Below are 12,341 nucleotides of genomic sequence, written 5' to 3' on the forward strand. Positions count from 1 at the left end.
CCCCGGTCGGCTCATTCGCCGCGCCACCAGCACAGAAGGCGCCGGAACATGCCCGGCCGCCGGGCCGGTTCGGGCATCGCCGCCGGCGTCGGAGGGGCGGGCTCCTGAGCTGTGGACTCCGGTTGCGGCGTGCTGACCTGCCAGTCGTTCGGGCACTGCCGCGGCATCGGGTTGCTGGATGGCCACTGCATGACGTCCTGCTGGGGCTTCGGCGCGAACTTCGCAGGCAGTTCCACGAGGTGCCGGTTCATGATGGACGTCCTCCAACGCAGTTCGTGCTCCTCGCAGGCGAGTTCGACGTCCGGGAGGCGGGTCAGCAGCGCGTCGACACCCACGTCGGCGATGGCGCGACCGATGTCCTGGCCCGGGCATTCGTGGGGACCGCCGCTGAAGGCGAGGTGGGAGCGGTTGCCCTGCATGTTGGCCTTGAGATCAGGGCGCACGCGTGGGTCGACGTTGCCCGGGGCGATACCCATGAGGAGGCCGTCACCCTTGCGGATGCGCTGACCACCAAGCTCGGTGTCCTGCTTGGCGAAGTAGCCCAGCATGGTGCTGAACGGCGGCTCGTCCCAGAGGGACTGCTCGACCGCCTGGGGCACCGTCATCTGGCCGCCGTTGAGCCGGGCGCGGAACCCGGGGTCGGTGAGCACCACCCGCAGTACGTTGGCGAGGAGGTTGGCGGTGGCCTCGTACGAGGTGATCATGACGACGCGCAAGTGCTGGCCGATCTCGTCGTCGTCGAGCCCCGCCGGGTGGTTGATCAGATGGCTGGTGAAGTCGTCCTTGGGTTCGGCCCGGCGGCGGACGGTGAGCCGCATCAGGGCATCCATGATGTATGCGTTGCTGGCGATCGAGGTCTCGGTGCCCTTGAGCAGGTCGCGGGCGGCATGCACGATCTGGTCGTTGTACTCGTCCGGCATACCGAGGATCTCGCACATCACCGCCATCGGCAGGTGCTCGGCGAACTGGCTGACCAGATCGACCCGGCCCTCCTCGCAGAACTTGTTGACGAGGTGCTGGGTGGCGCGGTTGATGTAGCGGCGAATACCGCGGTGGTCGATGGTCGACATGGCGCCGGTGACCGCCCCGCGCAGCCGCAGATGCTCGTCCCCCTCGGCATGGCAGCAGATGGGCTGCCATGCGACGATCGGCATGAGCGGGTGATCTGGCTTGACCGTGCCGTCCTGCAGGCAGGTCCACAACCGGGTGTCACGGCTGTACTGCGTGGGCGTACCCACCATGTGCAGGTTCTCGGTATGGCCCAACACCACCCAGATCGGCACATCCTCGTGCAGCAGCGCCGGAGCCACGCTTCCGTGCTCAGCCCGCAGCTTCTCGTACACGGCCCTCAGGTCCTCCGCGTCGGGGCCGTACAGCCGACGCAGCCCGCCGGGGCCGATGCCGTGTGCGGGGCAGCCGGGGGGCGGGGCGGCCGTGGGCTCGTCGGTACCGGCCGGGAAGAGGGGTTCACGGGTCACGATGGTCGCTCCGAAGCTGAAGTGGATCCGGTGTACAAGAGGTGAGGGGGTCCCCGTGGCTCATGCGTTGGCCTTCGCCGTGGCCAGCGAGTGGAGGAAGTGCATCAGCGTCATCAGGACATCCCGGCTGGAGGCACGGCGGCGCGCGTCGCACTCGACGATCGGGATCTCCTTGGACAGGTCGAGGGCGGTGCGCAGGTCGTCGATGGGGTAACGGGGCGCGTCCGGGAAGGAGTTGACGGCGACCACGAAGGGCACACCGCGCTCCTCCAGGCGCCCTATGACGTCGAAGCTGACCTCGAGACGGCGGGTGTCGATCAGCACGACCGCGCCGAGCGCGCCCTCGAACAGGCCGTTCCACAGGAACCAGAAGCGTTCCTGGCCGGGGGTGCCGAAGAGATAGAGCACCAGCTGGTCGGTGATGCTGATGCGGCCGAAGTCCATGGCGACGGTGGTGGCCGTCTTGGTGTCGGAACCGTAGTTGTCGTCGACCCCGATACCGGCCTGCGTCATGGTTTCCTCGGTGGTCAGGGGCCTGATCTCGCTGACCGAACCGACCATCGTCGTCTTGCCGACTCCGAAGCCGCCCACGATCACGATCTTCACCGCGGCCTGGGCCGTCTGCGGCAGGTGATCCTCTGTGCGTGGTCCGGGGATGGTGTCAGAGCCTTTGAAGTCCATGCATCACCGCTTCGAGAAGGGAACGGTCGGGGAGCGTCGCCTGCCGGACGATCGGGGCGCGCGCCTGCACCAGTTCGGCCGTCAGCATCTCGGTGAGCAGCACGGTCACCACACTGAACGGCAGGTTCAGATAGGCCGAGAGCTCGGCCACCGACAGGGGGGCCGTGCAGAGCCGGAGGATCGCCGACTGCTCCGGCGTGGCGGAGGGAGGCGGGTCGGCGCCGGCCACGACTAAGGTGACCAGATCGAGGTCGGCTCGCTGCCCGTCCGGCCCGGCGACCACGTAGAGCCGCTCCGGGGCCTTCGGATCGCCCTCTTTGCCTTCTGTGACAAGAGGTGTCGGGGGTGGCTCTTCTCTGGTATGTCGCCGTCGGCGTTGCGGAGGAGTCATACGGTCTGCCCGTTGCGCCGCGGCGGACTGGTGAGATGGGCGCCGATTCTCACGACGAGGTCGCGCATACGGTTGCTCATGAGCCCGGGTTCGGCGACCACGTCGGAGAGGACCGCGAGGTAGGCGTTGGGTCCCGCGGCCATCAGATAGAAGTAGCCGCCGTTGATCTCGATGAGCACCATCTTCATCCGGCCGTCGCTGTCCGGGATCTCGTGGGCCACGGCGCTCGCCAGGCTCTGCAGGCCCGCGCACGCCGCGGCCACGCGGTCGGCCGCGTCCGGATCACCCCCGTAGCGAGCGATGCGCAGGCCGTCCGCGGAGAGCACCACGATCATCTCGATGCCCGGCACTCCGTCGGCGAGATCCTTGAGCATCCAGTCGAAGTTGGCTCGCTGCTGGATCACTTGTGGTCCCTCTCGTCGTCGGCCTCAACACGGGCCGGCTCGTTGGTCGGCTGGGGGGTGTCGAACGGGTCGGGCGTGCCCTTGAGTCCGTTCCAGAACGCCTCGACCCAGAGCCCCGGTTCGGGCTCGTCCTGCTTCTCGGGCTCCGGCTCCGGCGCGGGCGTCGCCCAGGCGGGCCGGGCCTCGCGGGCCTCACGCTCGGCGCGTTCGGCGGCGGCCTGTTCGGCGATCCGCACGCTGAGCGGGGTCTTGACCCGGCTGCGCCGCTGGGGCAGTCCGCCCGCGGTCCATTCGGTGACGACGGGGACCTCGTCCTCCATGGACACCCCTGCCGGGATGCGCGGGCTGGTGGGGCGGCGTCGCTTCGGGGCCCGCTTGGGACCTTCCGGGCCCCCGAACTCGACCTTGGGTGCCGCGGCCGCGCCGACGCCGTGGGCGAGGCCGGGCGCGGGATCGGTGGTCATCATCGCGCGCGGCACGACGAGGACGGCGCGGACGCCGCCGTACGCCGAGGAGCGCAGCGAGATCTGCATGTCGTACGCCTTGCACAGCCGGCCCACGACGGCGAGGCCCAGGCGCGGGGAGTCGCCGAGCTCCTGGAGATCGACACCGGCCATGGCGCGCTCCAGCATGGTCTCCGCCTTGGCGCGGGCCTCCTCGCTGAGGCTGACGCCGGCGTCCTCGATCTCGATGGCGATGCCCGTCTGCACCTCGCTGGCGATGACGTGCACCTTGGTCTGCGGGGGCGAGTAGCGCGTGGCGTTGTCGAGGAGTTCGGCGCAGGCGTGGATGACCGGCTCGACGGAGATTCCGGCGATGTTGACCTTGGCGATGTTGTCGAGCGAGATGCGCCGGTACTCCAGGATGCGGGACATGGCACCGCGCAGCACGCTGTACAGCGGGACGGGTGCGGGCCACTGGCGTCCGGGCCGGCCGCCGCCGAGCACGGAGATGGAGTCGGCGAGGCGGCCGATCAGCGCGGTGCCGTGGTCGATGCGGAGCAGGTCGTCGAAGACCTCGGGATTGCGCCCGTGGTCCTCCTCCATCTCCCGCAGTTCCTTGTTCTGCTGGTGGACGATCGCCTGGACGCGTCGGGCGATGCTGACGAAGGAGCGCTGTGAGGAGTCCCGCAGGGCTTCCTCGGTGTCGACGATGTCGAGCACCCTCCTGAGCAACCGGAGCTGCCCCTCGGGAAGTTGACCGTAGCTGGGGTCGACGTTGCCCAGCTGGCGAATCACCTCCGCGGGAGAATTCCCGGAGCGCAACCAGTGGATGGCGACCGGTGCGATCTCCTCCGCGAGGCGGAGCATCTCCTGGTCGTGGCCGGCGATGCGCCGTTCCAGATACGCAGTGTGACGGGCGCCCTCGTCACGCAGCGTGCGCAGGGCGCGGCCGCGTCGTACCGCCTCGGCCGCCGTCGCGATGACCAGCAGCGTCGCTACGGCGCCGCACCATCCGACGGCGACGCGGGCCGGTTCGGCCACCGCCGCGACGGCGGCTCCGGTCACCGCGGCCATCAGTATGGCGGGGAACAACAGCACGCGCGCGTAAGGAAGTTCACGGCGCCCGGGCGGGGACTGAACACTCACCATGTAGGCCCTCTGAAACGAATCGGCTGGGAGTCGCGCATATGGGGAACAAGCGCACGAATACACCTCAACTCGGTGCGCCGCGGGCGAGCTTAGTCCGACCGGATCATCGCCGTGTCATATTCAGCAAGCACCTGAAAAGGGGCGCGCGAAGCGAGTACTCTCAGCTCCATTTGCACACTGCGCCCCCACTCGAACACAACGCGTTACAGCGAATGAGCGTACGAAAATCACTCACCGTGATGAGTGAAGATCGCCTTCCGGCAGGGACGCGGACGTCGTTTCAGACGCCCGCGATGCGCAGCGCGGCGTCCGCGGTGGCCTCTGCAAACACCGACACGGGGCGCTCGGGGTCGGATCGATGCACGAGGATCACACCCTCGATCAACCCGAAGAGCAGATCGGTCCGCAGATCCAGCTCGTTCTTGGCGAGCGCACCGCCCGCCGCGGTCGCGGCCAGCAACTGCCGGTAGGCGTCCTTGAGTTCGGCGCGCACGGCATGGAACCCGGCGAACCGCTCGGCCCGCACCTCGGGCAGCAGATACAGCCCGCCGAGATTGTGCGACCCGCCGCACAGCAGCTCCACGTCCGTCCGGCACAGTTCCCACAGCCGCTCCTCGGCCGGGCTCGCGTCGTCGGCGAGAAGCTCACGGGCGTAGGCGAGCGAGGGCGTGACCGTGGACTCGAGGAGGTCGGCGAGGAGTTCCTCCTTGCCGGAGACGTAGTGGTACATGGAGGCCTGCCGCATGCCCGCCCGCTCGGCGACCGCCCGGGTGGTGGTGGCCGCGTAGCCGCGGGTGGTGAACAACTCGGCGGCGGCGGCGAGGAGTTCGTCCCGCGGCGAGAGCCCGCTGTCCGGCCGCTGCGCGGCCCTCGGCCGGCCGACCCGGCGCCCACCTGTCGTCCCCATGCGTTCGATCCTCGCACACCGCCCCCCCACGGCGATCTCCGGGTGATCTTGGTGAGGGCTCGGTAACCGACCGGCAACACCCGGGCAACGCCGCCGACCCGGCCGGCTCCTAATTTCTGTCGGGCGACAGAAATGCAGTACTGGAATCGACCCCGGAGCCGGAGGTCCGCGATGGCGACAGCGACCACATACGGAGCCCGAGACCACGCCCGCGCCCAGGAGGGCGCCCGTGCGGAGGCGATGCCGGTCGTCCCGGCCGCCGACTGGCCGGCCCCGCCCTGCGAGGCGGGCCACCTGGTCTGGGCGGAGACGGTCGCGGGCGGCAACTACACTCACCGCGTCCTGGCCCGCGGCACCGAACTGCGCCTCACCGACCTGCGCGGCGACGCCTGCGCCCATCTGCTCCTCTTCGTGGCAGACCGCCCCTGGGAGCGCCTGAACGTGGCCGACACGGTCAAGGTCCAGTGGAACGCCTACCTGTCCGAGGGCCGGCTCCTCCTCTCCGACCAGGGCCGCGTCCTGGCGTCGGTGATCGCCGACACCGCCGGCCGCCACGACGCGCTGTGCGGCACCTCCACCCTCGTACGCAACACCGAGCGCTACGGCGACGGCACCCCGCAGTCCCCGTCCCCCGCCGGCCGCGAGCTGTTCAAGCTGGCCGCGGCGAAGAACGGCCTGGAGCCCCGCGACCTGCCCCCGTCCCTCTCGTTCTTCCAGGGCGTCGAGGTCCGCGACGACGGCTCCCTCGACTTCACCGGCTCGACGGGCCCCGGCGGCAGCATCACACTCCGCGCCGAGCAGGACGTGACGGTGCTGATCGCCAACGTCCCGCACCCGGCCGACCCGCGCCCCGAGTACACGAGCACCCCCCTGGAGGTCCTGGCCTGGCGCGCGGCCCCGACCGCACCGGGCGACCCCCTGTGGGACGCCACCCCCGAAGGCCGCCGCGCCTTCCTCAACACCGCCGAATTCCTTGCCGCGAGGGGGCTCGCATGACCACGAACACACCAACGCCCGTGCGCACGACCGTCGTTGCGGCGCGCGCCGCCTGGTCGTCCGTGATCCACGAGGGCGAGACCCTGACCATCGCCGACCTGCACGGCAACCAGGCGGTCGACTTCCTCGTCTACGACGCCCACGACACATCGGTCCGCTACAGCGCGCCCGACACGATCCACGCGCAGGGCAACATCTTCCTGACCACGGGCAGCGTCCTGCTCTCCAACGAGCACACCCCCCTCATGACCGTCGTCGACGACGAGGTCGGCCGCCACGACACGGTGGGCGGCGCCTGCTCCAAGGAGTCCAACACCCTCCGCTACGGCCACCACACCTGGTCACAGCACGCGTGCGTGGACAACTTCCTCGCGGAGGGTTCTCGTCACGGCCTCGGCAAGCGCGACCTGGTGTCCAACATCAACTGGTACATGAACGTGCCGGTCGAGAAGGACGGCACCCTCGGCATAGTCGACGGCATCTCGGCCCCCGGTCTCAGGCTGACCCTCCGCGCCGAGCGCGACGTTCTGGTCCTGGTCTCCAACTGCCCCCAGATCAACAACCCTTGCAACGGCTTCGACCCGACGGCGGTGGAGATGACGATCGGGGCGGCCGGATGAGCTTCGAGACGCTCCTGGTCGCCAACCGAGGTGAGATAGCGGTACGGATCATCCGTACCGCGCGCGAACTGGGCCTGCGCACAGTCGCCGTGTACGCGGACCCCGACCGCTCGGCACCGCACGTCCGCCTGGCCGACGAGGCGGTCCGCCTCGGCCCGGCGCCCGCGAAGGAGTCGTACCTCGACGCCGACCTGGTCCTGAAGGCGGCCAAGGACACCGGCGCGGGCGCGATCCACCCCGGCTACGGCTTCCTCTCCGAGGACGCGCTCTTCGCACGCCGCTGCGAGGAGGCCGGAATCGTCTTCGTGGGCCCGACGCCGGAACAGCTCGACCTCTTCGGCGCCAAGCACACGGCCCGTGCGGCGGCCGAGGCGGCAGGAGTCCCCCTCGCACCCGGAACAGGACTTCTGAACTCACTGGACGAAGCCCTGTCCCAGGCTGCGGCCATCGGCTACCCGGTCATGCTCAAGGCGACCGGCGGAGGCGGCGGAATCGGTATGTCGGCATGTCGATCGGCCGACGAACTGACCGACGCCTGGGACCGCGTCCACCGCGTCGCCGCCGCCTCCTTCTCCTCCGCCGGCGTCTTCCTGGAACGCCTGGTGGAGCACGCCCGCCATGTCGAGGTGCAGGTCTTCGGCGACGGCGAGGGCAGAGTGGTCACCTTCGGCGACCGCGACTGCTCGCTGCAACGCCGCAACCAGAAGGTCCTGGAGGAGGCCCCGGCCCCCGGCCTCCCCACCCACGTGCGCACCCGACTCGCCGCCTCGGCCCGCGACTTGTGCGCCTCGGTCGGCTACCGCTCCGCGGGAACGGTCGAGTTCGTCTACGACGCCGCACGCGAGGAGGCCTACTTCCTGGAGGTCAACACCCGCCTCCAGGTGGAACATCCGGTCACCGAGGAGATCTACGGCGTCGACCTGGTCGCCTGGATGCTGCGCCTGGCCCGGGGCGAGCACGACGTGGTGACCGACCCGGGCACCCCCCGCGGCCACGCCGTCGAGGCCCGCCTCTACGCGGAGGACCCCTCACGCGAACACCGGCCCAGCGCGGGCCTGTTGACCAGGGTCGAGTTCCCGCCCGGCGTACGCGTGGACGGCTGGGTCGAGACGGGCACCGAGGTGACGACGTCGTACGACCCCATGCTCGCCAAGGTCATCGCCTACGGCCCCGACCGCGCCCACGCCCTGCACCGTCTGGACGAGGCGCTGTCCCGCACCCGGGTGGACGGCATCGAGACGAACCTGGGTCTGGTCCGCGCGGCGCTCGCGGACCGGGCGTTCCGGGCCGCCGCCCACTCCACGGCGACGCTCGCTTCGGTGACCGACCCGACCCCGCGCATCGAGGTCATATCCGGCGGCACCCTCACCACCGTGCAGGACTGGCCGGGCCGCACCGGCTACTGGCAGGTCGGCGTACCCCCCTGCGGCCCGATGGACGACCGCTCCTTCCGGCTCGGCAACCGCGCGCTGGGCAACCGTGAGGGCGCCCCGGGCCTCGAATGCACGCTCCAGGGGCCGACGTTGAGGTTCACGCACCCCACGACGGTCTGTGTGACGGGCGCACCGGCACCGGTGAGCATCGACGGCGCACCGGTGCCCCAGTGGGAGCCGGTGACCGTGCCGGCGGGAGCCGTACTGGAGATCGGCACACCCACCGAACACGGCCTGCGGACCTATGTGTTGTTCGCCGACGGCCTGGACATACCGCCCTTCCTGGGCAGCGCGAGCACCTTCACGCTCGGCCGTTTCGGCGGCCACGGCGGCCGGGCACTGCGCACGGGCGACGTCCTGCACGGCGGTACGGTCACCGACGGCTCCCCGGTGCCGACCGAGGACCGCCCGCAATGCGGTGCCGTCTGGCACCTCGGCGCCACCGAAGGCCCGCACGCGGCACCGGAGTTCTTCACCGAGCAGGACGTCCGCGACTTCTACGCGGCCGACTGGAAGGTCCACTTCAACTCGGCCCGTACCGGGGTCCGCCTGGTCGGCCCCAAGCCCCGCTGGGCCCGCACCGACGGCGGCGAGGCCGGCCTGCACCCGTCCAACATCCACGACACCCCGTACTCGGTCGGCGCCGTCGACTACACGGGCGACATGCCGGTCCTGCTGGGCCCGGACGGCCCCTCCCTGGGCGGCTTCGTCTGCCCGGCAACGGTACTCAGCACCGAACGCTGGAAGCTGGGCCAACTACGCCCGGGCGACACGGTGAAGTTCACCCCGGTACGGACCGACGGCTCACCGCGCCCCGCGATCGTCGACGGCGGCATCCTGGCCCGCGACGGCGACGTGACGTACCGCCGCAGCGGCGACGACAACCTGCTGGTCGAGTTCGGCCCCATGCACCTGGACCTGGCCCTGCGGATGCGTGTCCACGCCCTGATGGAAGCGGTGGCGGCGGACGCCCCCGACGGCATCAAGGACCTCACCCCCGGCATCCGCTCCCTCCAGATCCAGACGGACCCCACCCGCCTCCCACTGGACGAACTCCTCACCTCCGTAAGGGAGATGGCGACCGCTCTCCCGCCCACCCACGAACTGGTCGTCCCCTCCCGCACGGTCCGTCTCCCCCTCTCCTGGGACGACCCGGCGACCCGCGAGGCGACGGCCCGCTACATGGCGGGCGTCCGCGACGACGCCCCGTGGTGCCCCTGGAACATCGAGTTCATCCGCAGGGTCAACGGCCTCGCCACCGTCGACGACGTCCACCGCACGGTCTTCGACGCCGAGTACCTCGTACTGGGCCTGGGAGACGTCTACTTGGGCGCCCCCGTGGCCACACCTCTCGACCCCCGCCACCGCCTCGTCACCACCAAGTACAACCCGGCCCGCACCTGGACGGCCGAGAACTCGGTGGGCATCGGCGGCGCCTACCTGTGCATCTACGGCATGGAGGGGCCCGGCGGCTACCAGTTCGTGGGCCGCACCACCCAGGTCTGGTCCCCCTGGCAGCAACGCGGCGCCTTCGAACCGGGCTCCCCCTGGCTGCTCCGCTTCTTCGACCGCATCAAGTGGTATCCCGTGGACGCGGACGAACTCCTCGCCCTACGGGCCGACATCACATCCGGCCGTTTCGTCCCCGCCATCGAAGAGGGCACCTTCTCCCTGGCCGACTACCAGACCTTCCTCACCGAACAGGCGGATTCCATAGCGGAGTTCAGGTCCCGCCAGCAGGCCGCCTTCTCGGCGGAACGGGACGCCTGGGAAGCGGCGGGCGAGTTCGCTCGGGCGGAAGCGGCCTCAGCGCCGCCGGCTCCCCCCGCCGAGGTGAGCATCCCTGCGGGCGGTCGCCTGGTGGAAGCCGAATTCGCCGCATCCGTATGGCAGTTGAACGTGGAACCGGGCGATTCGGTCTCAGCGGGCCAGCCACTGCTCGCGCTGGAGGCGATGAAGATGGAGTCCAGGGTGCACGCACCGATGGACGGCGTGGTGACGGAGATCCTGGCCAGACCGGGCGACCAGGTGGAGGCGGGAACGGCACTGGTCGTACTCGCCCCGGCGGCGCACTGAAACACCCGAGGAGCAAGAGATGTCCGCAGTGACCCGTGTCCGTGCCGCCTATGCCCGTATCGAGGCGGTGGACCGCCCCGAGATCTGGATCGACCTGCGCCCGCGGTCGGAGGTCGAGACGGAGGCCCGATCGATCGATGACCGCCTGGCGGCAGGCGATCGACTCCCCCTCGCCGGACGCCTGTTCGCGGCCAAGGGCAACATAGACGTGGCCGGCCTGCCCACCACCGCAGGCTGCCCGTCGTACGCCTACGAGCCCCAGGCGGACGCGCCGGTGGTGGCCCGCCTGCGAGCGGCAGGCGCGATAGTCCTGGGCACCACCAACCTCGACCAGTTCGCAACGGGCCTGGTGGGCACCCGCTCCCCGCACGGAGCGGTCCGCAACGCCCACGACCCGACCCGCATCAGCGGCGGCTCCAGCTCGGGCTCGGCGGTCGCCGTAGCCCTCGGCCTCGTCGACTTCGCCCTCGGCACGGACACGGCGGGCTCGGGCCGGGTCCCGGCCGCCTTCAACGGCATAGTCGGCCTCAAGCCGACAAGGGGCCTGGTCCCCACGACGGGCGTGGTCCCGGCCTGCGCCTCCATAGACTGCGTCACCGTATTCGCCCGCACGCTCCCCGAGGCCGAACAGGCCCTCTCCCACATGACGGCCCCGCCGGCCCGTGACCTGCCGCCCCTCCCTCAACGCGCCCCGGGCCCCTGGCGCATAGCCATCCCCCGACCCGGCCAGCTGGGCGAACTCGACGAGGGCTGGGCGGAGGCATACGAGGCGGCGGTGGCCCAACTCCGCCAGGCAGGCGCCGAAATCCGCACCCTCGACCTGACCCCCTTCACCGAAGCGGCCGCCATGCTCTACGAGGGCGCGTTCGTGGCCGAGCGCTACACAGCGGTGGGCCCGTTCATCGACAAGGCGCTGGCCTCCGACCCCCACGACCTGGACCCCACAGTCGCCGCCATCATCACCGGGGCCCGCGACATCCCGGCCCACCAGCTCTACGCCGACCAGGACCGCCTGGAGACCCTCCGCGCCCACGCCCTGGCCGAACTGTCGGACGCGGACGCCCTGCTGCTGCCCACCGCCCCCGGCCACCCCACCCTCGCCGACGTGGCAGCCGACCCCCTGGGCGCCAACGCCCGCCTGGGCCGCTTCACCAACTCCACCAACCTCTTCGACCTGGCAGCGGCGGCCGTCCCGGCCACCGAAGTCAACGGCCTCCCCTTCGGCGTCATGCTGATCGGCCCGGCCTTCACGGACGAACGCCTGACCCGAATCGCCGCACTGCTCCAGCCGGAGACCCGACTGACGGTGGTGGGCGCCCACCTGGCCGGTCAGCCGCTGAACCCACAGCTTCTGGCTCTTGGAGCCCGTCTGGACCGAACGACCACGACGGCCCCGCTGTACCGACTGCACGCCTTGCCGACAGACCCGCCGAAGCCCGGCCTCGTGTACGTCGGAGAAGGCGGGGCCGAGATCGAGACGGAGGTATGGCGCCTCCCGGCGCAGGCCCTGGGCCAGTTCCTGACGGCACTCCCCCGCCCCATGGCCCTGGGCAGCGTCGAACTGGCGGACGGCACCCGAACCCCCGGCTTCCTGTGCGAGCCGAGCGCGCTGGCGAACGCCGAGGACATCACGTCGTACGGCGGCTGGCGCTCGTATCTGCGTCGCCGGGGGGAGGCAACGCCCTAGGGGCGCGGGGCTGTATCGATGTGCGGCTGCCGCCGCGTGGACGCGACCAGCCGCACACCACCCGCACCCGCCGCCG

Annotated in this window: 10 protein-coding genes; 4 read left to right on the plus strand and 6 right to left on the minus strand. The window is 70.6% G+C overall.

All coding sequences use genetic code 11. The features are described 5' to 3' along the window. Positions 1-11: 11 nt before the first annotated feature. The 6 genes from ACWC09_RS25415 to ACWC09_RS25440 all read right to left on the minus strand — a co-directional run bounded on the left by ACWC09_RS25415 (position 12) and on the right by ACWC09_RS25440 (position 5,453). Complete coding sequence (locus ACWC09_RS25415; RefSeq protein ID WP_450852894.1) at positions 12-1,478, minus strand: cytochrome P450; 1,467 nt, start codon at positions 1,476-1,478, stop codon at positions 12-14. A 60-nt stretch (positions 1,479-1,538) separates the two neighbouring features. Further along, positions 1,539-2,159, minus strand: coding sequence for a GTP-binding protein (locus ACWC09_RS25420; protein ID WP_450852895.1), 621 nt, complete (start codon positions 2,157-2,159; stop codon positions 1,539-1,541). Then, positions 2,140-2,550 (minus strand): DUF742 domain-containing protein, encoded by a 411-nt coding sequence (locus ACWC09_RS25425; RefSeq protein WP_450852896.1) that lies wholly within the window; start codon positions 2,548-2,550, stop codon positions 2,140-2,142. The genes ACWC09_RS25420 and ACWC09_RS25425 overlap by 20 nt, the downstream gene beginning before the upstream one ends. Continuing rightward, positions 2,547-2,954 (minus strand): roadblock/LC7 domain-containing protein, encoded by a 408-nt coding sequence (locus ACWC09_RS25430; RefSeq protein ID WP_450852897.1) that lies wholly within the window; start codon positions 2,952-2,954, stop codon positions 2,547-2,549. Before ACWC09_RS25430 ends, ACWC09_RS25425 begins: the two co-directional genes overlap by 4 nt. Beyond that, positions 2,951-4,546 (minus strand): ATP-binding protein, encoded by a 1,596-nt coding sequence (locus ACWC09_RS25435; protein WP_450852898.1) that lies wholly within the window; start codon positions 4,544-4,546, stop codon positions 2,951-2,953. Before ACWC09_RS25435 ends, ACWC09_RS25430 begins: the two co-directional genes overlap by 4 nt. A 280-nt stretch (positions 4,547-4,826) precedes the next feature. Continuing rightward, the gene (locus tag ACWC09_RS25440; RefSeq protein WP_450852899.1) at positions 4,827-5,453 is read right to left on the minus strand and encodes a TetR/AcrR family transcriptional regulator; all 627 of its coding nucleotides are present in this window, start codon (positions 5,451-5,453) and stop codon (positions 4,827-4,829) included. Positions 5,454-5,624: 171 nt separating this feature from the next. On the opposite strand from ACWC09_RS25440, the gene ACWC09_RS25445 reads away from it, so the two are divergent. The 4 genes from ACWC09_RS25445 to atzF are packed head-to-tail and all read left to right on the plus strand — an operon-like array spanning position 5,625 to position 12,265. Further along, entirely contained in the window at positions 5,625-6,449 is an 825-nt protein-coding gene (locus tag ACWC09_RS25445; RefSeq protein ID WP_450852900.1) for an urea amidolyase associated protein UAAP1, read from the plus strand. Further along, entirely contained in the window at positions 6,446-7,069 is a 624-nt protein-coding gene (locus ACWC09_RS25450) for an urea amidolyase associated protein UAAP2 (protein ID WP_450852901.1), read from the plus strand. The genes ACWC09_RS25445 and ACWC09_RS25450 overlap by 4 nt, the downstream gene beginning before the upstream one ends. After that, positions 7,066-10,578, plus strand: coding sequence for a 5-oxoprolinase/urea amidolyase family protein (locus ACWC09_RS25455; protein ID WP_450852902.1), 3,513 nt, complete (start codon positions 7,066-7,068; stop codon positions 10,576-10,578). The genes ACWC09_RS25450 and ACWC09_RS25455 overlap by 4 nt, the downstream gene beginning before the upstream one ends. A 19-nt stretch (positions 10,579-10,597) precedes the next feature. After that, complete coding sequence (gene atzF / locus ACWC09_RS25460) at positions 10,598-12,265, plus strand: allophanate hydrolase (protein ID WP_450852903.1); 1,668 nt, start codon at positions 10,598-10,600, stop codon at positions 12,263-12,265. Positions 12,266-12,341: the final 76 nt, after the last annotated feature.

This window comes from Streptomyces sp. NPDC001617 (assembly GCF_053596855.1).